Genomic DNA, 19,962 nt, shown 5'->3' with positions numbered 1-19,962 from the left:
TTCACCCCTTGCAAGCCGGCCACCCAAGGACACACCATGAGCCCCACGAATCCCGCCGCCGTCGAACAACCCCGCCGCATCGAGTTGTCAATCGGTGGGATGACGTGCGCGTCGTGCGCAGCCCGCATCGAGAAGAAGTTGAACAAGCTCGACGGCGTCCAAGCCAGCGTCAACTACGCGACCGAAAAGGCGCAGGTGACCTACTCAGAGGCAGTAGATCCGGCGGTGCTGATCGCGACCATCGAAGCCACCGGCTACACCGCAGCTGCGCCGCCACCGCTCCAGGAAGCCGACGACCAGCCCGGCGAAGCTGGCCCAGAGGCCGGCGAGGCCGACTCGCTGCGGAGCCGACTGCTGATCTGCGCGATACTGACGGTGCCAGTGATCGCGATGTCGATGATCCCCGCACTACAGTTCAGAAACTGGCAGTGGCTCGCACTAACCTTGGCGTCGCCCGTCGTGGTGTGGGGCGCGCTGCCGTTCCACCGGGCAGCGTGGACCAACGCCCGCCACCGTGCCGCTACGATGGACACGCTGATCTCGCTGGGCGTCAGCGCTGCTTACCTGTGGTCCCTATGGGCGTTGTTCATCGGGCACGCCGGCATGCCGGGGATGCGGATGCCGTTCACCTTGCTTCCGCAATCGGACTCTGGGATCGAGCACATCTACCTCGAAGTCGCCGCAGCGGTGACCGTGTTCATTCTGGCCGGCCGCTACTTCGAGGCGCGCGCCAAGACACAATCCGGCGCCGCGCTTCGCGCCTTGCTCCATATGGGCGCGAAAGATGTGACGGTACTGCGCGAGGGAGCCGAAATCCGCATCCCCACGGCTCAACTCAATGTCGGAGACATCTTCCTGGTGCGCCCGGGTGAGAAGATCGCTACCGACGGCGTCGTCGTGGAGGGAACCTCGGCGGTTGACGCGTCGATGCTCACCGGCGAATCAGTGCCCGTCGAAGTGCACCCAGGAGATGACGTCACCGGCGCCACCGTCAACGCCGGCGGCCGATTAGTGGTGCGCGCCAGTCGGATCGGGGCCGACACGCAGCTCGCCCAGATGGCTCGGCTGGTCGAAGAAGCCCAGAACGGCAAGGCGTCGGTGCAACGCCTGGCCGACCGGGTGTCGGGGATCTTCGTGCCCATCGTGTTGGCCCTGTCGGCGGCAACTCTGGCCGCCTGGCTGCTCACCGGTCATTCAGGAACAGTCGCCTTCACCGCAGCTGTCGCCGTGCTGATCATCGCCTGCCCCTGCGCACTCGGGTTGGCCACTCCCACAGCACTGATGGTCGGCACCGGGCGCGGCGCCCAACTCGGAATCCTGATCAAGGGGCCACAGATCCTCGAATCCACCCGCCGCGTCGACACCATCGTCTTGGACAAGACCGGCACTGTCACCACCGGCCGCATGAGTCTGATCGCGGTGCACCCCCGTGCGGAGCAGGACTCCGATGAAGTCCTCGCCTTCGCCGGGGCAGTCGAGAATGCGTCCCAACACCCGATCGCCGCGGCAATCGCCGCCGCGGCATCGGCTCAGGGCGCCCTACCTCAGGTGCAGGAGTTCTCCAGCCACAATGGCCAGGGCGTCACCGGAGTCATCGACAGCCACGCAGTCATGGTTGGGCGATTGAGTTGGCTCACCGAAGACTGGGCATTGGCTTCCCCAGATGACCTCACCACGGTCGCCGAACACGCCCAGTCCCAGGGCGGCACGCCGGTCTGGGTGGCCTGGGACGGCGCGGTGCGCGGCGTGATTGTCGTCGCTGACACGGTGAAGGACACCTCAGCGCAAGCTATCGAACAATTCCGCGAGCTCGGCCTGCGCCCGATCCTCCTGACCGGCGACAACCGACGTGCTGCGCTCGCAGTGGCAGAACAGGTCGGCATCGACCCCGACGACGTCATCTCCGAGGTTCTGCCCGCCGACAAAGTCGCCGCAGTCAAAACCCTTCAATCACAAGGACGAACGGTGGCCATGGTCGGCGACGGAGTGAACGACGCCGCCGCCCTGGTGCAAGCCGATCTGGGGCTGGCGCTGGGCACCGGCACCGACGTGGCCATCGAGGCATCCGACCTGACGCTGGTCCGTGGTGATCTGCGCACCGCCGCCGACGCCATTCGACTGTCCCGATCAACCCTGAAAACTATCAAGGGAAACCTGTTCTGGGCATTCGCCTACAACGTGGCCGCACTCCCCCTCGCGGCCCTGGGCCTACTCAACCCGCTGATCGCCGGCGCCGCCATGGCATTCAGCTCAGTCTTCGTGGTCAGCAACAGCCTCCGCCTGCGGCGGTTCGCCAGCACCGCCACGTCCCCGAAGTCCGCCGTCGGCCCTCACGTTGCGACACCGGCGTCTGGCCAAGTTCGGCAGTCGGAAAAGTGACTAGGCGCCGCAGGCCCTTCACCGACCGATGCGCCACAACGACGTGGAAGGCAGGCATGCCGGTCAGTGGTACGCGCGGAATCGCCATCGCCGCGCAGGGGGCGTGCCCTGACCGCCACTGAGCTGCGTCCCCAGGCCGCTGGGGCAATTGGTCCCTTGAGGTGGGGCCCAATGGCGCTGCAAAGGTGGACCTAGTGCAGTTGGCGTGCCCACCCCGGCAGACAAGAGTCATACGCGTAGTAACTACGTACTACTGAAGGCGGGAGATTGATGATGATGAAGCGTCAGTACCTTGTGTGGTACGCCCTGGCAGGAGCCGCAATCGCTGTCGGCGCGTTCCTATTCGGCGTGTCGACGTCAACAATCTTGCTGGCACTGGTTGTTCTGGTGTGCCCCTTGATGATGTTCTTCATGATGGGCGGTCATGGGGGCGGCTCTGACCACGGATCCACCGACGAGATGCAGCACACGGAGTCCACCGGACCGTCCTAGCCCAGCATCACCTCACATTCGAGAGGTCGACACGATGGCCGATTCCGCCTACGGCTTGTGGCCGCTGGTCATTGTCAATACGCTGCTGTTCGCGGCATTCGGACTGAGCTTCTTTCATCCCCGGACCAACCGCGACTGGCGCGCGATGGGGGCATACACCGCGTTCTTGGTGGCCTTGTTCACGGAGATGTACGGCATCCCGTTAACCATCTACCTGCTCGGGAGTTGGTTGGGATCGCGCTTTCCGCTGCTGCGCGACACCCATGCCGGTGGGCATCTGTGGAATGACCTCATCGGTTGGACAGGCGATCCGCATCTGAGTCCATTCCATCTGGCCAGTTATGCAGCGATCGGGGGCGGGTTCTGGCTCATTGCCGTCGCATGGAGGCATCTGCATGACGCAGTGCAACACGATCGGCTCGCCACCACTGGGCCCTATGCCTGGGTGCGCCATCCGCAATACGATGGTTTCTTATTGGTGATGGTTGGATTCCTGCTTCAGTGGCCCACTATTCCGACCCTTCTGATGTTCCCAGTGCTTGTGTTCATCTACGCGCGCCTGGCCCGCCGTGAAGAACGCGAAGTGGCACGCCGGTTCGGTAGTGATTGGGCCGAATATGCCGCGCGGACACCAGTGTTCATTCCCCACATCAGGCTCGCGTCCGGCGCCGGACCAGGGCGACTGCGCCCTACATCCGATGACATTCACCGCACCCCCAACGGGTAACCGAGGAGCGCCGGCATGGTTCATGTGAACAACACCGCGGCTGTTACGACATCGCCTGGCACTGACGCCGATTCGGCACCGGTGTTGACCGCTGAAGGAATCGAGAAATCCTTTCGCCGCGGCCTGTGGCCAGGACATCGCCGCCAGGTATTGGGCGGCGTCGATCTGGTATTGCGAGCGGGTGAGGTCGTTGGACTGGTCGGCGAGAACGGCTCCGGCAAATCGACGATCATGAAGATCCTCGTCGGAGAACTGAGCGCTGATGCGGGCATGGTTACCCACTCGGGGGTCCTGGGTTACTGCCCGCAGCAGCCGGTTGTCTATGAGCGGCTGACATGCGATGAACACATGGAACTGTTCGCCCGCGCCTACCGTATGACCCATCAGGCCGAGAGGCGGGCACGGCGAGACCTCTACGAAGCGTTGGGGTTTCAACGCTACGCCCGCACGCGAGCCGATCGACTCTCCGGGGGCACGCTGGCAAAACTCAACCTGAGCCTAGCCATGCTGGCGAACCCCCAGATATTGCTGCTGGATGAGCCCTACGCCGGCTTTGACTGGGACACCTACCTGAAATTCTGGGACCTGGTGGCAGCGCACCGCGATGGCGGCCGCTCCGTACTGATCATCAGCCACTTCGTTGCCGACGAGCGGCGCTTTGACCGCATTGTCAAACTGTGCGATGGGCGGCTGTGTGAGGGACAGTGCGACGCACACAAGCTGCCTCGATGACCACGGCGGTGCACGAGCAATGGCGCCCCACCTTGCTGTTGACGCGCTGCTTCATCACCGATTACCAGCGCAACCCCGTGAACGTGATCATGCTGGTGGTCGTACCTTCGATATTCGTGCTCGTCGCGGCGGGCTCGATTGCTGACGCCATGGAGCTGCTGCGGGGACAGCGGGGCCTTACCACCCAGACCGCGACCGCCGGATGGGCAGCGGGGTTCCTGTCAGGTCTAGGGATGTATTTCCAGATCCGCTCTGCGCGCCGCGCTGACAAACGACTCTTGTTGGCTGGGCTGCCCTCGGCGAGGCTGCTGGCGGCCCGCGCGAGCACCGGACTGCTCATGGCGATTCTCGTGTCAGGGGTTGCGCTGGCCGCGCTCGCCGTTCGTACCGGCATCGACCACCCCCGTCGAGTCATCATCGGCACCCTGCTGTTCGCTCTGATCTATCTGGCGATCGGTGCGCTTGTCGGAGTTGCGGTGACCAATCCGGTCAACGGAGCGGTCGTAATCCTGCTGATCTGGATAATCGACGTGTTCGTCGGACCCGCCGGTGGTGGCGGAGATTATGTGTACACACGCTGGTTCCCAACGCATTTCGTCACGCTGTGGATGGTGGATACACCGTCGCACCATGCGGGTGAACTGGGCGATCTCGGCGTCGCCCTGGTGTGGATGGCGGTCGCGGTCGTGGTTGCAGGCGCGGTCGTCGGCGCAGGGTCGCGCATCGCCCGACCCGGCAGAGACTCGCCCGGCCAGCTGGGCACAGCGATCCAGTTCGGTGTCGTCGATTTGGTCCGCAATCCTGTGCTCTTGGTATTGCTGGTCATCGTCCCCGCGGCGTTCGTCTTGCTGGCCAAGGCGACCACTCCACAACGTCTACTGGTGGTGTCGGTCAAGGAGCAGGGTGTCATCTCAGACCAGCTGTTCTGGTTCCCCGACGTCCATGCCGGCGCAATGGCACCGATCGCGATTGGGGCGTTGGCGGCGCTCGTGGGAATGTTTGTGGTGGTCAACGCCGCCGGCGGGGATGACCGCCTTCGGTTGGCCGGCTACCGCACCAGCGTCATGGTGACTGCACGTCTTAGTGTGGTCGCTGTTGCGGGCGTCGTCATCTGCGCAGCCACGTTGCTGGTGATCGCCACGGTTTATCACGCCGAACAATGGGCTGGCTATGCCGCGGCTAACCTGTTGGTAGCAGCCATCTATGCATTGATCGGCGTCATCCTTGGACCTCTGTTGGGCAAGGTCGCCGGGGTGTTCGTAGCGTTCTTCATCCCCTTCCTGGACTTGGGTATCGTCCAAAGTCCGATGCTGCGCCCGATGCCCCCGCAGTGGGCCAGCTTGCTGCCTGGCTACGGCGTGACACGCGTGCTGTTTGACACTGGTCTGACCCCACACTTCGACGAAATTGGTTCCTTACTAATGGGATTAATCTGGCTGTTCGGTCTGCTCGCCCTCGCGGCGATGGTGCTGATTCGAGCCCGGCCAACGAGAACCGCCGCGGCCTGATCGCTATACAAACAGGCAGGAACCAATATGAACGACACTGCCACAATACGATTCAGATGGGGTCATGGGTGATTCATCGTGCCCGGCCACGCCGCGAAGTGAGCGACTCACCGGATCGGCGTAACAACCACGCTCTACTGAGCGTCACGAATTGGTGCTAGAGAGGATCGGAGACAGGTTGTGGGAAAATACAGATTGGATCTCATCCGCGTTGCCTCAGCATTGATGGTGTTCGCTGCCATCACCTACACGGTGTGCTACGTGTGGCATGGCCTGGCCCGCTCTCCATTCACCGACGGCTTTTTCGCGGCCGCCTTTCCTGGGTTCAGCTGGAGTGTGATCGGCTTTGTGACCGGTCTTGGTTGGAGCTTGGCCTACAGCGCGTATGTCGCCGTTGTATTCGTGCCGGTCTACAACCTGTGTTGCCGGGTAGGCGCCCAACCTAACCAGCGCCGAATCCGTCGCTAGTCGTGCTAGGAATTGGCATGCCGCTTCGCCCGTCGAGCCTTTTAGCACTGGGTTGAATCGGCTCTACCAGTGCTTCGCGTCACTCGTCGAACAATCGCATACGGCCGCACCTCAGTTGCCCACGGAGTCCAGCACAGGGCGGCTGAAAGTGTGCGCCTGGACCGGTCCCGCGTCGACCAACGACGCGAGGTCAGACAGAAGCGCTGCGCTGCCGGAACTACGCACGGCCGCGGACCACTTTGAGATACAGGGGCCACCGCCGCCGCACCAGCAACTGGCCGGCCGATTTCCGAACCGTGGGCGTGGCCATCCAATTAGGCAGTGCCGCACAGTATCCGAACGATGATTAGTTCGGCCACCTGATCTCGTCAATGGCGTGCACGTAGAAGGCGCACGCCATCGGCGTGATGCCGGGCCGCACGACGCGTCAAACAAGGCGCCTCAGTCGTGATGATGGTTCTACTCCTCCGCTGCGACCCTAAGCCGCTTGCCACCCTGAGTGTCCTCATCGAAGCTCAGCAAGAACCACGCCCGCATGTGACTGGAACGCCACAGCGACTTCGGCCGAATGGTGCCACCCATAAGGAGCTTGGAGCCGACGTGTGACGAGGGTGCACTGCCTCAACGACGGTTGCTGAACGAGAATGCACAGTCCAGTCACGGTGAGGGCCCTAACCGGTATCCGATGCCGCGGGCGGTTATCACGGTGCGGCCGGCGGGGGGTCCTCACCGAGTTTGCGGCGCAGGTGACCGATGTGGGCGACGACGACGTCTTTGCAGCCACTCCAGGATTCTCCCAGACGCCCTCCATGCCGCCCCGCTGAATACACGCCCCTGTAATTTAATACTGTCTATGTACGGAGATAGTATTTGGCGGTCTCCCGCACACGGTAGCCGCGACATGCGGATGCACGGCGTTAAGCGCACCTGGGGTAGGGAATGCTGATCTGCGGCTGCCGCGCGTCGGATCACGTACTCCAACGCCTTGCGCTCTACCGGTACCTAAAAGCGAGACGCTCGGCAGGGGCGCTGGTTCGTTACTGGATGTATCTGGCGACGTAGGGTGTCATCCCGCTGGTGCGGACCGGGGAGACATGGACATCTGAGCCGGTGTAGGGAGCTTCGAGCATCTGCCCGTTACCCAGGTAGAGGGCGACGTGCTGGCTGCCGCCGGGGCCGTAGAAGATGGCGTCACCCCGACGCATCTGCGCTGACGGAATCTGAGTTCCAGCGGTGTACTGCGACCCCGAATAGTGCGGCAGCTTGACGCCGACCCCGGCGAACGCGTACAGGATCAGGCCCGAGCAGTCGAACCCGATGGTGTTCGCCCCGCTGTCGATGCCCCTGCTGGGGCCGTCGGCGTTGCCCCCGCCCCACGAGTAGGGCACGCCCGTCTGGGACATAGCCCGCTTGATCACGTACTCGACGGCCGTCGAGCCGTAGACGAACGGGATCTGGCCGTTGGTGATCCCGGTGTCGGTCGGCTTCAGGATGCCGAGCTTCTGCAGAAAGCTCTTGCCCAGCTTCTGGGTGGTCTGCATCGAGGTCGAGGCGATCTGCAGCACCGCGTTGATGATCTGGATCGGATCGCCCGAGGCGAAGGCACTCGGCACCGTGGGCAGGGTCAGATCCCACTCCGAGGCCCTGCCGTAGGGCACCTTGGCGTCACCGGGGGCGGCACTGGAACCCGGCGTGGCCGAATCCCAGCGGTCCCCCGACGAGCCGGTGCCCGGGGCGGCGGACTGCGGCACCGCCGAGGGTGCGCCCGCGGGAGCCGACCACTGCCGCGCGGCGTCGAGCTTGGCCTGCGCGGTCTTGCGCTCGGCGGCGAGCCGGTCGATCTGGGACTGCTGATCGCGGAAGGTCGTCTGCGCCTCGGTCAGCGCCGCGACCGCCGCCGTCTGGCTGGCTTCGGCGGCGACGACGGCCTGGTCGGCCTTCTGCTTGGCCAGCCGAGCCGCGGACTCCTTGTTCACCTGTTCCGTGCGGGCCCGCTGCAGGTCGGTCATCACCTGCTCGGCGCTGAGCGCCAGTGCTTGGTTGGCCGACGCGGTGGAGATGATGTCCTCGGGAGTCGACGCCATCAACAGCGACGCCGACGGTCCGTTCATATAGGCCGCCACCGCGAATTCGTCGAATCGCCTCTGGGCGCCGGCAATTGCGGCGTTGGCGTCCTTGACCCCCGCCGCGCCGGCGTCCACCTGATCCTGGGCGGCGGCCGCCGCATCGCGGGCGGACTGCACCTCGACGATCGCCTTGTTGACGCTCTCCTGCTCGGCCTGAATCTGTGCGCCCACCTCGTGAAGCTGCTGGCTAACTTCAGCTACCTCGGCGATCAACGCGGCCAAGCTAATCGGCCCGGGTCCCGGGTCGGCCTGAGCCAGTTCTGGAACATTGAGCGTCATCGCGACACTGATCGCCACTATGAGGGCAGGTCGACACCAGGTGGAGCGCAGATCAGTTGTTCCCACTCGGCCGTCTCCCAATAACTCGGTCCGCACCCTTACGCGTTTCCGGATGCGATCGGTAGGCCCTGGCGGCGTTACGTATCTACCGTTACGTATATACGTGAGTACGCAGTAAGACCGTATTTACGAGACCGACAGTACATTCACTTTTGACCCATCGGTACCACCTGTCACAAACTACAAATGTGTAATTCCGCGGCCGGGCTCCTCGGTCAATGTATCGACGTTTGACACGAAGCGTATGTCGCCGATGTCACCCGCCGCATGGAAGTACTGACGGCAACCCTCGGCCGACGCAGCCGAGCAGGTTCTGGTGTCCGCTATGGCGTTGCGTTCACCGCACCGACGTGAACCGGTCAGGCTGCGCCGCAAACTTGGCGGCGCAGTCGAGTGAAGCTTGAACAGTTCGACCGGGATGGTCAGATTGTGCAGCGTTATGCAGCCCAATGCCCGTACCTGAACGCCGACCGACGCCGCGGCGTCCGCGACGGCGACTTGTCGGCTGAGGCTGCTGGCGTTCTTCCCGACGTCGAACCCGTTCAGCGCTGCGGATCCCCCGAGCGTATCGTCCGCGTCAGGAACTGCGCACCTCGAAATAGGCAGGGATCTATGGGCAGCCAGGACAGTGATCGTAGAGGCGGTCGGGGCCGACTGTTCTTGGTGGCTGTGCTGATCGTGGCTGGTGCAGCCATCGTCGGGATCGCCGTAGCGACCGGTGGCCTGCGGCTTGGGAGAACCGGGCACTCCACACCTTCGGCCGAGCAGGCGGCTCAGGAAAGCTGCCAATCCGACGTCCTGAAGCGGTTAGTCGCGCCCGCGACTACACATTTCTCCGGTATCCGCGCCGAGGCCAGCAGCCTCGAGACCGACGGCAAAGATCTCTTTCCGCTGACCCTCGAAGAGCCCCTCAAGGGCATCGACATCTCACGCATCACCGTGCTCAACGTCTCTGGTGTGGTCAACGCCCCCACCGAAGTCGGTTCCACGCTCGAGGACCACTTCGACTGCCGCGCCTACTTCGTCGACGGGAAGCTGGCTCATACTATGGTGCTCTTCGACCACAGCCATTGAGCACCTCCGCAAGTCCACGTTGAGCTGAGCCGGGTGAGGCGCAGCGTCCAACCGCTTGGCGCACTCAGGTCCGGGGAGGTCACTACGAGCCGACAAGCGGGACGTCAGCGAGCAGAGCTACTAGTTCAGACCCACCCTTCAAGACTTGAGCCTTGGCCGTGGTCATGATGATGACCGTCGGTCTGCCCACCAATCACCGCCAACCCACGCTCATCAGGCACCGCGGCCGAAGGCGGCTGGGACGCAACAACATCTGGTGGAATGGGGTGTCCCTCATAAGGATCGTGCGCGCTGTAATGTACGCGACGCCACCATGGGATTGCTGGATAAGCAGATCCCGATACTCAATGATGTTTGTTGCAGCGGAGTTTGACCGGACTCGCCGGACTACTTTGACAAATGTTCGGCGGGTCGCCGGGGCGTGTCAATTTTGGGGCAGGCGTTCGCTCCCTCAATCCGCGACTTCCTCCACATCTGTCGGCCAGGAATTGATCCGCTCCCCCAACCAATATGCGTAGGGCGCGGCGGGTTCGGTGTGGTGCAGCGAGGATATATATAGACGCCTAATCAGCTTTTCCCGCGACCAACCCGTGCAGCGCTAGTCCAATAACGCTACGGCGGGCCACTTCTGGGTCCCAGTGATGACTGGCGCGCAGGTGGATGTAGCCCCAGCCGACCATGTTGAATAGGACCGTCGCGGTCACTGCCTCGGGCACGTGGCGCAGGGTTCCGTCTGCAGCACCGTCGATGAGGAGGCGTTCTAAGGGCTCGGCGAAGACATCGACGGTGAGTGCGTCGGGGCCCGGCCGGTGGAAGACTTCCCCGTGCGCGAGGAACATTCCCGCCAGCAGGGGAAGGTATTCGTCGGCGGCCGCGCACATCGCCTCGAGTGCGGCCTGCAGCCGTTCTGCGGCCGTGCCGCGTCCCGTGATCGCTGGAAATATCGCGTTGCGAAACGTCTGCGCGGCGCGTGCCGTCAACGCGGCGACGAGTTGATCCCGGGTCACCTCGCGCCGGTAGATCGTCGCCCGCGATAACCCGGCCTCGGCGGCGATGCGCTCTCGCGTCGTCTCTGTCAGACCCCAGCGCGCGATGGCTGCGGCAGTCGCGTCGATGAGCCGCGGATCGATGTCGACGCGGTTCACCGGGAGGTCTTGACTCTGAACCATAACCACATCATAGTTGAGACATGTCAGTCTCACCAGTGAGCTCGTCGAGTGTCACGCTTTCGCCGATTTATGGTGCTCTCGCGGCAGCGGCCGGTGCCGTCTCGCTGTTCGCTACCTACTGGGACGACGCCTGGCACACCGACATTGGCCGGGACGCCGCACTGATACCTCCGCACTTGGCCTTGTACGGCGGCGTCGCCGTTACCGGGCTCGTGGTAGTCGGCTGGGCGCTGGTTGCCCTGGTTCGTACCCGCTCGATCCGAGCCGCACTTCGACAGCCGGGCCTCTTGTTGGCGGGCCTGGGCGGCGCTGTCACCCTCGCGGCGGCCCCGCTCGACGCCTTCTGGCACGACAGGTTCGGCCGCGACGCGGTCTTGTGGAGTCCGCCGCACATGCTCGTGGTATTCGCTTCCGCGACGATGGCGATCGGACTGCTGGCCGGTCTGCGGCCGACGAAGCGCGGCATTGTCGAGGCAGCCCTGTCGGCGCTGGTTCTGGGCAGCGTGATGATGACGGTCCTCGAGTATGACACCGATGTTCCGCAATTCAGCCAGACGTTTTATCTCCCAGTAGTTTTGGTCGCAGGGCTGTTCAGTGTGGCCATCGTCCGTGCGCTCGTTCCCCGGGCGTACGCCGTCACTCGTACCCTTGTGTTCTACGTCGCGATGCGGGTCCTTGTGGTCGCTGCCCTGGTCATGCTGGGCCGCAGTACCCCAGACCTTCCGGTAGCCGTCCTCGGGCTAGCCGTGGCTGACCTCCCGTGGCGCGGACCCGCGGCACGGTATGGAGCAACCGCTGCCGCCGTCGCCGCACTGGCCTGGATCGCCGCCGCGTTCGGCGTGGCCAGCCAGCCCGCAGCAGAGATCGGCGTGGTCGCCGCACCGGTCATCGTCGTCGGCATGGCCCTCGCACTGGCCACCTCGTGGCGCAACCGCCCGGCTGGAGCGACCGCCGCCGCGCTACTAGTCGGCGCCGCGATTCTGACTCTGGGGCCGGCGCCCCGAGCCCTTGCCCATGACCCTGGACAAGGCAAGCCGGTCACCGCAGTTCAGCTAACCGTGATCAGTGATGGCCGCGGCGAAGTGCGGATGGACGCCGTCACAGCTGATGCCAGTTCGCGGCTCATGGCGCACCGTGTCGTCGCGCGCCGCGGCGGTCAGACGCTCACCGCCCCGCTGACTGAACTCGGCGCCGGCCGGTTCACCGGAACTATCCCCCTCCCCGAGGAGGGACGCTGGTTCGTCTACGTCGAATTCACCCGCGCCGGCGAGCCCATCGAAGCGTGGCTGCCCGTTGAAACTGGTTGGCAAGGCACCGTCTCTGCCGAGCGTGAGCTCTACGTGCCCGCCGGCGCGCAAGCCCCGACCACAGCGCAAATCGCCTTTGGCACCGCCATTTACGCGGTCGGTCTCGCTCTGCTCGGTCTGGCTATCATGCAAACACGCCGGCTTGTCCGGCGCCGCCAAAGTGAAGCGTGAGTTTGGCGGCCTGTTCTGTGTCGGGACGCTCCACCGCTCGTCGAAGCCTCAACGACCGTTAATGCATCGCTTCTACCGTTCCGTCGCAGCGTGACGACAAAGCGTCGGGACGACAGCGATCTGGAAGCCTCTCCCACCACGGCGCCTCAGAACGCCTTTCGTGCTATCGCGCCACGCCGTGAGCCCGTGCGGTCACTCGCTGCCGCGGCGGCTGTCGTTGGCGCTGTTTTCGGCACCGGCGAGGTCATCGCCGCTGCGTTGCCCGATCTGGTCAGCGGCCGGTGCGGCAGCCGGATCCATGCCGGAATCGACCCGCTCAGCAGTGCCGTCGTCACCCATCGCAATGTCCGGGGCTTGCCCGTCGCCGCCTGATCCGTTGACAGCGAGGTCCTCTCGACCCTTCGGGGCACGAAAGAAGTAGACCAGGGCGCCGATCAATACCAATGTTGAGGTGAATGAGTTGATGCGTATGCCGGCAATGTGGGTCGCCGCGTCGGTGCGCATCAACTCAACAAAGAATCGACCCAGGCAGTAGCCGCCGACGTAGAGCGCAAACAGTCGCCCGTGGCCGATTCTGAATCGCCGATCGATGTAGATCAGTGCGATGAAAACCCCGACGTTCCAGAGCAATTCGTACAGAAACGTTGGATGGACGATCGCGGCGACTTGTCCCGTTGATACACCGTCGAGGGAATGCACGTCGACAATGCCCGACGGGTCGCGGCGGTAGTAAATCTCCAGTCCCCACGGCAGATTCGTGGCGCTGCCGTACAGCTCCTGGTTGAAGTAATTGCCGATACGGCCAATTGCCTGTGCGAGCACGATGCCTGGTGCGACCGCGTCACCGAAGGCTGGTAGCGGAATGGCGCGTCGTCGGCAACCGATCCATGCTCCGACACCGCCGAGCGCCACCGCGCCCCATATCCCCAGGCCGCCGTCCCAAATTCTGAATGCGGCGGCCAGACCGAGGCCGCCATCACCCAAGTAGGTTCGCCAGTCGGTGACGACGTGGTACAGCCGGCCGCCTATTACCCCGAACGGTACGGCCCATATCGCGATGTCATAGACGACGCCCGGTTCGCCGCCGCGGGCGATCCAGCGTCGGTTCCCGATGACCAGGGCTACGACGATGCCGGCGATGATGAACATCGCGTAGGCGCGGATCGGCAGCGAGCCCACATGCCATACGCCCTGCGGGGGGCTTGGGAAGGAATCCATCAGGGTGGTCACGGCCGCCTCCGCGTCCGCGCACCGTCGGTTGTGTTCTCTGTCAGGACACACCCCTCTACCGCAGTTACTCAACTCATGCGTGGCCGCCTCGAGCGACAGATGCCCAATTTCGGCGTGCGCACCGCCTGCCGATACGTCTCGGGCTTCATCTACTAAGGAGAATAGTACTGCACGGGGTGTAGGTGTGGCAGCGGCGATGGTGTCCATGCGAGCCCGGGTCAGTCGGCATCTACTACGTATTTGCAGCGTAAGCGCACCGGAAAACGCGCTCAACTGCGGCGCGTCGCGACTTCTGACCTGCCGTTACGAGCTAACCTCTGGCCGTGTGTGATCGTTGCACCAGCGGACATAAGCGGCCCGTTTCGCGGCGCGACGTCCTGCGATTGGCAGCAGCCGCGCCGGCAGTTCTGGGGCTGGCCGCCACGCCGGTGCTGGTTGGGACACCGCACGCGCCGGCCGAGCCGCCGCTATCGGACCGATCCTGGCTCAACGATGCCGCCGGTTCCGATCATCAGCCGCAGTCAATGGGGTGCCGACGAGTCGATGCGGCGGGCTGCGCCGGTGTATGACAGCATGATTCGCGCTGGGATTATTCACCACTCCGCAACGGGCAATAACTACGCGCCCAACGAGTCCGCGGCGATTGTGCGCTCGATTTACGCCTACCACACCCGCACGATGGGTTGGGGCGACATCGCCTACAACGCACTCGTCGACCGGCACGGTCAGGTGTTCGAAGGCAGGTTCGGCGGGCTCGATAAACCGGTCGAAGGCTCCCACACTGGTGGTTTCAACAAGGACACCTGGGCGGTTTGCCTGATCGGTGACTTCGGCAAGGACGTACCGACAGCGGTGCAGCTGCGATCGGTCGGAAAGTTGTTGGGATGGCGGCTGGCGCTCGCAGGCATCGATCCCAAGGGCACTGCGGCGCTGACATCTGCCGGAGGTCCGTATACCCGGTTCGCCCAGGGCATTACCCGCACACTGCCGAGCATCTTTTCTCACCGTGATGTCGGCGATACCGAATGCCCGGGCAATGCTGCCTACGCTTTCCTGGATCGGATCCGCGATATCGCCGCCAGGTTGAACCAACCGCCCACCGAGCAGGACCTTGAGGAGTCGCTGCGGGGCACAGCGATTTATGCGCGATGGCAAGCGCTCGGCGGCGCCACTGGTGTGCTGGGTCCGGCGAGGTCGCCGGAAGCACCCGGCGAGGGCCAGGCGCGATACGTCATCTTCGCCCATGGAGCGATCTACTGGTCACGGGCGACGGGCGCCCAGCCGCTGACCGGGGCGATATATGACGCGTGGGCAACGTTGGGCTACGAGCGCAGCGCGCTGGGCCTGCCGACCAGCGGCCAGATTCAAGAGCCGCAATGGATTGTGCAGAACTTCCAGCACGGCACGTTGAACATGGACCGACAAAACGCAGCGGTCACCGTCGTGACCGACGGACAGCCGCGTGTCTTGCCTCCCCCACCGCCAGGAGGGCCACCGGTTCAGCTCGAGCGGTTTTCCCCGGCGCGCAACCGGCTCGCCTGACCCGGGCCCATTCCCCGTCGGCGCCACATGCGCTCGTTTCGCGAAGATGCGCCGAGCCCCGATGCCTCGCACCGCGCAATCGAGCAGCGATGAACGCCAAGTGATCCCGAGAGTCCCCGGCCGCGCTCAGGTGGGCGAGCCGGTGTGTGACAGCGATTCGATCGCCGTGCGCAACATGGCCGCCGCTTCGTCGGCCACGGCCCGCAGTCCCGGCTGGTCAGCGACTTGCACCATCACCTGCGGATCCATCGCGTCAACAATGACCGTGTCCGTCGCGGCGGGATCGGCCCGCACGACAACATTGCACGGAAGCAACAGCCCGATCTGACGATCGACATCGATCGCGCGACGGGCCAGCAGCGGATTGCAGGCACCCAGGATCAGATAATCCTCGACGTCCTCGCCCAGCTTGGCCTTCAGCGTGGCCTTGACGTCAATCTCGGTCAGCGCGCCGAAACCCTGATCCGCCAAAGCCTTCCGAGTCCATTCAACAGCGTCGGCGAACGTGCTCTGCAACGTTGTCGAAATGGCCAGTGCCATAATCAATCCTTCCCTGTCGATGGTGATATGCGCTGCGGCCAGCGCCCGCTACCAGCTTGCTCCTACCAGGGTTGCGCCGTGGGCTCATCGGCGCGGGCCAGTCGGCCACATCGGCATCACACGAACCACGATCGTGAACGCCGCGCGGTCAGCGCTTGCCTGCTCGCTTTGCCGGTCGACGCAGCGCCGCTCGCAGGCTGGCCGAGTTCTCGGCACCGAGTTGCTCAACGAAGTAGCTGAGCACCAGATCGGAGCGCCCACCGGATCTGAGGGCCTCGCGCATCAGGCCCGCGCTGTGTTGCTCGCGGGTCAAGGTAGGCCAGTACCGGTAAGCCTTGCCGTCGCGTTCGCGCGCCAGCCATCCTTTGGTGTGCAGGTTATCCATCGTCGACATCACGGTGGTGTAGGCGATGTCTCGCTCCTACACGAGTTGCTCGTAGATGTCTCGGACGGTGGTGGACGTGTCGGAACCGCGGTTCCACATCCGGTCCATGATGACCGCTTCGAGTTCCCCAAAACCACGCACGCGCACCTGCGGCCTCCCGGCTGTCCGTGTCGAACCTGCGTCGCGCATGATGCGCCCTTTCAGAGGAGTCCGTACTGTCTCCGTACGCAGAGCGTAATACCGACTCACCAGGTTCGGGAGTCGACGCCGGTGTCCAATCCATTGACCCCATCACCGCACCGGGCGCGCCAAAGTATCCGCGCGGCGGCTGACATCGTCGTCCTCGATCTCGTGGTCTGTCGCACGAGAACTCGTCCGCCGCAACCTTGGTGTCTCTGGCGCTGGGCTATCCCCCATGTGGATCAGCGTTGAGCGCACCGTCGATCACGGCCAGCAACCTCAGCCTTGAAATCCTGTCCGACAACGTAGAACTCGTGACGCGTCGCAGAGGCTATGCCGGCGCTGGCTTAGTCACCTGGTCGGGCGAGCGATGCCGAGGATGTGAGCTTGTGAGGGGAAGAACCGCAACGGCGCATAGTGGAACCGATCAAGCGCCTCGATATCGAACCCTGCGGCGCGGATGGCCGCGGCTGTGTCGCGGTTGAGGTGGCATCCGCCCCCTACACGCGACCACAATGGGGTGACCGCGTCCTCCAACCACGCAAACCATGGCTTCGTCGAGCGCACATGCTCGAAGAATCGGAGCTGCCCGTTGGGCTTGAGCACGCGACGCAGTTCGGCCAACGCCGCGGGCACGTCGGAAACCGAGCACAACACCAGTGACGCGACGGCGGCGTCGAAGGCGCCATCTGGAACCGGCAGCGCGGTGGCATGACCCGCCACCACCCGTACCGGAACGGCGGCTTGTTCTGCGGACTTCTCGGCCAGCCCGCGCAAGTGATCCTCCGGTTCCAGCGCGACGACTTCGGCGACCGTCTCGGGGTAGTGGCCGAAGTTCATGCCGTTGCCGGCGCCCACCTCAATCACGCGCCCAGATAGACCAGCGAGGACCCGATCGCGTTGGTGAGCGGTCCCGCGCTGCTCCGACTCGGCGCTGATCCGCTCGTACATCCGCGCGAATCGAGGGTGCTGGAATTGAGATAGTTCAGTCATTTCACTTCGGCTCCTGTGCGGTGGCCCGAGAGCTGACGCGATCCGCAGCTCTGGTCGACATTTCTCTTCTGCTGTCCCGGCTCCGGTCCCCATCGTCACCGCGATTACGTCGACTTCACGCCATTGGTGCGTGGTTCCTCACTCACCTTCACCGAAATCGTATTTCGAGGGAAGGGTCTCACCGGGCTGCGGCGTGCCATAGACCACAGCGACCTCGTCATGCGGGCCCAGCGTGATGGCGGCAGGGTTGCCCGTCTGTGGCGTTCCGTTGACGACGACGCGCACGAGTTTGCCACCGCCTGCTCGCAGCGCCCCGATGTTGTCTGCGGACAGGCTCACTTGCCATTCGCTGAAGAACTCTCCCAGGCTGAACTGTCTTTTCACCGGTGACTCGACGTGAATCACCCCGGTTTCGTCATGAGTGTGCAGCGGGCTAATGGTGCCGCGCCTGGTATCGGTATCGATACCCACATCTCGAGGCACCGGCACGGGCTTACCGTCAAGGAGCACGTCGAGATGTGCGTGGATATGCTCCACAGCGCCTTCGCTGCCTAACATCGGCAAACCGGCCGCCGCAACTGCTGCTTTCGCGTCGGCGGGCGCCGGCCATGGCGGCATGGTGTCCGCGCCCACGGCGACGGTCGCCGGCGGCTTCTGCAGGCTCGCTGATTCCGTCTCCGGTGCCCGCGTCGCGGGCGATTTGACAATGCTGATAACGACGATCGCCACAATCGGCGCGGCGACGACAACCCCGGCAGCCAGCCACAGCCAGCCGCTGCGCCGGCTCGACTGTGCCTGTGCGATGACCTTGCGACCATCCCTTGAAGCCTTGCCCGTCAGTGGCCGATTCCTCACCGCCATGAATCAGGCTCCATTCGATATCGAAGACACCGTTATCTACGGCACCTACTGCATAGCTTAGTAGAGTCGCGCGGCGTGGGTCCGTGCGTCCGCATCACACTGAAGCAAGGCCACTGTCCATGCTGCGCCCGCGCCTTGTGAGCTCGCGGAGCCACACAGGGCCCCGCCAAACGCCTTGCCTTATCATCTACGTACACAGGTAGTAGACCGGTGTGGCCGGTCTACTGGCAGCGGAGATTGCGATGTCGAACCGCCGGGCTCGTGCATGGTGCGCCACAGTGTTCGCCGCTCTGGTCGTGACCGGATGTAGTACTGGGCGCGATGCCGTCGCCCAGGGCGGCACATTCGAATTCGTGTCACCCGGGGGCAAGACCGATCTGTTCTACGATCCGCCCGAGGCGCGGGGCAGCATCGGCGACCTCACCGGTCCCACCCTGATGGAGGATCGAACGATCCATCTGACCGGCTTCGCCGGCAAGGTCGTCGTGGTCAATATTTGGGGGTCCTGGTGCGGACCGTGTCGCACCGAAACTCCGGAGCTGGAGAAGGTGTTCGATGAAACCGAGCCCCTCGGTGTGGCATTCCTTGGTATCGACGTGCGCGACGATCACTCGGCGGCCAAGGATTTCGTCACCGACCGCAAGGTCCGCTACCCGTCGATCTTCGACCCCGCCATGCGGAGCTTGATCGCCTTGGGCAAGGGCTATCCCACCAGCGTCGTGCCCACCACGTTGGTGCTCGATCGCAAACACCGGGTGGCGGCCGTTTTCTTGCGGGCGCTGCTGGCCGAGGACCTGCGGCCCGTCGTGCGACGGATTGCGGCCGAGCCGTGAGCGGCCACGCACAGGGGCTCGGTGACGCATTCGGCGCGGCCGCAGCGTCCGGGCCGCTGGTGCTCGGGCTGGGCGCCGCAGCCCTCGCCGGTGCGGTCTCGTTCGCCTCACCATGCTGCATTCCGTTGGTACCGGGATATCTGTCCTACCTCGCCGGCGCCGCGGGCGCCAATGCGTCATCAGATGAACCGCCACAGACTCGGGATTCGTGGCGGCTGGTCGGCGCCGCCCTGCTGTTTGTCGCCGGATTCACCGTGGTATTTGTCGCGGCGACGGCGTCGGTGTTCGGGTTGATCGGCGCGCTGGCGCTCAACCGCGATCTACTCCAGCAGATCGGCGGCGTGCTTACCATCGTGATGGGCCTGGTGTTCATCGGACTCATCCCGATGCTGCAGCGCGACATACGGTTTCACCCCCGTCGCATCACGGGCATCGTCGGAGCACCATTGCTCGGCGCGACGTTCGGACTCGGGTGGACCCCATGTTTGGGACCCACGCTGGCCGGCGTGCTCTCCGTTGCCGCCGGCACGCAAGGCGTCACCGCGGCACGCGGTGTGCTGCTGATCGTCGCCTACTGTCTCGGGCTGGGCGTGCCATTTATCCTGCTGGCGCTGGGAACCAGCGCGATGGCGCGCTGGTTGGGATGGCTGCGACGCAACACCCGCCGGATACAGATTGCCGGCGGCATTATGCTGATCGCAGTGGGTATCGCCCTGGTCACCGGCTCGTGGGGCGATTTCGTAGGCGTGATCCGCGATCAATTGGTGACCACGACAGTACTGCCGATATGAGAACTTTCACCGACGAGCTGCGGGCTGACCGAACCCGATCAGCATCCCTCTTGCGGAAAATACCCCCACGGGGTACGCCTAAAGGGCCCGTGTGCATTCTCCGCGCCGGGCGCGG

At 64.2% G+C, this 19,962-nt stretch carries 18 protein-coding genes and 1 pseudogene; 12 read left to right on the top strand and 7 right to left on the bottom strand.

Translation table 11 applies throughout. The annotated features are described in order from the left end of the window. Positions 1-36 precede the first annotated feature (36 nt). The 6 genes from BST42_RS15365 to BST42_RS15340 all read left to right on the top strand — a co-directional run bounded on the left by BST42_RS15365 (position 37) and on the right by BST42_RS15340 (position 6,306). Positions 37-2,379, top strand: a complete 2,343-nt coding sequence (locus BST42_RS15365; protein WP_083120170.1) for a heavy metal translocating P-type ATPase — start codon at positions 37-39, stop codon at positions 2,377-2,379. A gap of 270 nt (positions 2,380-2,649) precedes the next feature. Continuing rightward, positions 2,650-2,871: a DUF2933 domain-containing protein gene (locus tag BST42_RS15360; protein WP_237159450.1), complete on the top strand. Its 222-nt coding sequence runs from the start codon at positions 2,650-2,652 to the stop codon at positions 2,869-2,871. 34 nt (positions 2,872-2,905) lie between these two features. Beyond that, on the top strand, positions 2,906-3,598 hold the full coding sequence (locus tag BST42_RS15355) for a methyltransferase family protein (RefSeq protein WP_083120168.1): 693 nt from the start codon (positions 2,906-2,908) through the stop codon (positions 3,596-3,598). 15 nt (positions 3,599-3,613) lie between these two features. Then, positions 3,614-4,330 (top strand): ATP-binding cassette domain-containing protein, encoded by a 717-nt coding sequence (locus BST42_RS15350; protein WP_083120165.1) that lies wholly within the window; start codon positions 3,614-3,616, stop codon positions 4,328-4,330. Then, the gene (locus tag BST42_RS15345; RefSeq protein ID WP_083120162.1) at positions 4,327-5,838 is read left to right on the top strand and encodes an ABC transporter permease; all 1,512 of its coding nucleotides are present in this window, start codon (positions 4,327-4,329) and stop codon (positions 5,836-5,838) included. Before BST42_RS15350 ends, BST42_RS15345 begins: the two co-directional genes overlap by 4 nt. 225 nt (positions 5,839-6,063) lie before the next feature. Beyond that, positions 6,064-6,306: a hypothetical protein gene (locus BST42_RS15340; protein WP_237159448.1), complete on the top strand. Its 243-nt coding sequence runs from the start codon at positions 6,064-6,066 to the stop codon at positions 6,304-6,306. 1,037 nt (positions 6,307-7,343) lie between these two features. Here BST42_RS15340 and ripA read toward each other — a convergent pair. Beyond that, positions 7,344-8,792, bottom strand: a complete 1,449-nt coding sequence (ripA, locus tag BST42_RS15335) for an NlpC/P60 family peptidoglycan endopeptidase RipA (RefSeq protein ID WP_435406040.1) — start codon at positions 8,790-8,792, stop codon at positions 7,344-7,346. A 642-nt stretch (positions 8,793-9,434) separates the two neighbouring features. Here ripA and BST42_RS15330 point away from each other — a divergent pair. Next, positions 9,435-9,845, top strand: a complete 411-nt coding sequence (locus BST42_RS15330; protein ID WP_083120156.1) for a hypothetical protein — start codon at positions 9,435-9,437, stop codon at positions 9,843-9,845. A gap of 563 nt (positions 9,846-10,408) precedes the next feature. Here BST42_RS15330 and BST42_RS15325 read toward each other — a convergent pair. After that, entirely contained in the window at positions 10,409-11,014 is a 606-nt protein-coding gene (locus BST42_RS15325) for a TetR/AcrR family transcriptional regulator (protein WP_083120153.1), read from the bottom strand. A 20-nt stretch (positions 11,015-11,034) separates the two neighbouring features. Between BST42_RS15325 and BST42_RS15320 the strand changes: the two genes are divergently transcribed. Beyond that, positions 11,035-12,492, top strand: a complete 1,458-nt coding sequence (locus BST42_RS15320) for a hypothetical protein (RefSeq protein ID WP_083120151.1) — start codon at positions 11,035-11,037, stop codon at positions 12,490-12,492. A 192-nt stretch (positions 12,493-12,684) separates the two neighbouring features. Here BST42_RS15320 and lgt read toward each other — a convergent pair whose 3' ends face one another. After that, on the bottom strand, positions 12,685-13,710 hold the full coding sequence (gene lgt, locus BST42_RS15315) for a prolipoprotein diacylglyceryl transferase (protein ID WP_276010136.1): 1,026 nt from the start codon (positions 13,708-13,710) through the stop codon (positions 12,685-12,687). A gap of 335 nt (positions 13,711-14,045) precedes the next feature. Between lgt and BST42_RS30450 the strand changes: the two genes are divergently transcribed. Together BST42_RS30450 and BST42_RS15310 are read left to right on the top strand one after the other, a co-directional pair. Beyond that, the gene (locus BST42_RS30450; RefSeq protein ID WP_165760861.1) at positions 14,046-14,291 is read left to right on the top strand and encodes a twin-arginine translocation signal domain-containing protein; all 246 of its coding nucleotides are present in this window, start codon (positions 14,046-14,048) and stop codon (positions 14,289-14,291) included. After that, positions 14,215-15,264, top strand: a complete 1,050-nt coding sequence (locus BST42_RS15310; protein ID WP_110918621.1) for an N-acetylmuramoyl-L-alanine amidase — start codon at positions 14,215-14,217, stop codon at positions 15,262-15,264. Before BST42_RS30450 ends, BST42_RS15310 begins: the two co-directional genes overlap by 77 nt. A gap of 126 nt (positions 15,265-15,390) precedes the next feature. On the opposite strand, the gene BST42_RS15305 is transcribed toward BST42_RS15310, so the two are convergent. The 4 genes and pseudogenes from BST42_RS15305 to BST42_RS15290 all read right to left on the bottom strand — a co-directional run bounded on the left by BST42_RS15305 (position 15,391) and on the right by BST42_RS15290 (position 18,223). Then, positions 15,391-15,804 (bottom strand): DUF302 domain-containing protein, encoded by a 414-nt coding sequence (locus BST42_RS15305; RefSeq protein WP_083120147.1) that lies wholly within the window; start codon positions 15,802-15,804, stop codon positions 15,391-15,393. Between the two features lie 148 nt (positions 15,805-15,952). Beyond that, positions 15,953-16,378 (bottom strand): annotated as a pseudogene (locus BST42_RS15300) (BlaI/MecI/CopY family transcriptional regulator). A 342-nt stretch (positions 16,379-16,720) separates the two neighbouring features. Next, positions 16,721-17,236 (bottom strand): class I SAM-dependent methyltransferase, encoded by a 516-nt coding sequence (locus BST42_RS15295; RefSeq protein WP_237159446.1) that lies wholly within the window; start codon positions 17,234-17,236, stop codon positions 16,721-16,723. 264 nt (positions 17,237-17,500) lie between these two features. Continuing rightward, positions 17,501-18,223, bottom strand: coding sequence for a hypothetical protein (locus BST42_RS15290; protein ID WP_083120143.1), 723 nt, complete (start codon positions 18,221-18,223; stop codon positions 17,501-17,503). Between the two features lie 242 nt (positions 18,224-18,465). Between BST42_RS15290 and BST42_RS15285 the strand changes: the two genes are divergently transcribed. Together BST42_RS15285 and BST42_RS15280 are read left to right on the top strand one after the other, a co-directional pair. Next, positions 18,466-19,056 (top strand): TlpA family protein disulfide reductase, encoded by a 591-nt coding sequence (locus BST42_RS15285; RefSeq protein ID WP_083120286.1) that lies wholly within the window; start codon positions 18,466-18,468, stop codon positions 19,054-19,056. Continuing rightward, on the top strand, positions 19,053-19,847 hold the full coding sequence (locus BST42_RS15280; protein ID WP_083120141.1) for a cytochrome c biogenesis CcdA family protein: 795 nt from the start codon (positions 19,053-19,055) through the stop codon (positions 19,845-19,847). Before BST42_RS15285 ends, BST42_RS15280 begins: the two co-directional genes overlap by 4 nt. Positions 19,848-19,962 lie beyond the last annotated feature (115 nt).

The organism is Mycolicibacterium rhodesiae, from assembly GCF_002086695.1.
Lineage (GTDB): Bacteria > Actinomycetota > Actinomycetes > Mycobacteriales > Mycobacteriaceae > Mycobacterium > Mycobacterium rhodesiae.
This window is presented reverse-complemented; position numbering and strand designations above follow the sequence as displayed.

Coding starts and splice junctions, on each gene's coding strand:
- BST42_RS15365 (WP_083120170.1), top strand. CDS start 37: ATGAGCCCCACGAATCCCGCCGCCGTCGAACAACCCCGCCGCATCGAG.
- BST42_RS15360 (WP_237159450.1), top strand. CDS start 2,650: ATGATGATGAAGCGTCAGTACCTTGTGTGGTACGCCCTGGCAGGAGCC.
- BST42_RS15355 (WP_083120168.1), top strand. CDS start 2,906: ATGGCCGATTCCGCCTACGGCTTGTGGCCGCTGGTCATTGTCAATACG.
- BST42_RS15350 (WP_083120165.1), top strand. CDS start 3,614: ATGGTTCATGTGAACAACACCGCGGCTGTTACGACATCGCCTGGCACT.
- BST42_RS15345 (WP_083120162.1), top strand. CDS start 4,327: ATGACCACGGCGGTGCACGAGCAATGGCGCCCCACCTTGCTGTTGACG.
- BST42_RS15340 (WP_237159448.1), top strand. CDS start 6,064: ATGGTGTTCGCTGCCATCACCTACACGGTGTGCTACGTGTGGCATGGC.
- BST42_RS15325 (WP_083120153.1), bottom strand. CDS start 11,014: ATGGTTCAGAGTCAAGACCTCCCGGTGAACCGCGTCGACATCGATCCG.
- BST42_RS15320 (WP_083120151.1), top strand. CDS start 11,035: ATGTCAGTCTCACCAGTGAGCTCGTCGAGTGTCACGCTTTCGCCGATT.
- lgt (WP_276010136.1), bottom strand. CDS start 13,710: ATGGATTCCTTCCCAAGCCCCCCGCAGGGCGTATGGCATGTGGGCTCG.
- BST42_RS15310 (WP_110918621.1), top strand. CDS start 14,215: ATGCCGCCGGTTCCGATCATCAGCCGCAGTCAATGGGGTGCCGACGAG.
- BST42_RS15305 (WP_083120147.1), bottom strand. CDS start 15,804: ATGGCACTGGCCATTTCGACAACGTTGCAGAGCACGTTCGCCGACGCT.
- BST42_RS15290 (WP_083120143.1), bottom strand. CDS start 18,223: ATGGCGGTGAGGAATCGGCCACTGACGGGCAAGGCTTCAAGGGATGGT.
- BST42_RS15285 (WP_083120286.1), top strand. CDS start 18,466: ATGTCGAACCGCCGGGCTCGTGCATGGTGCGCCACAGTGTTCGCCGCT.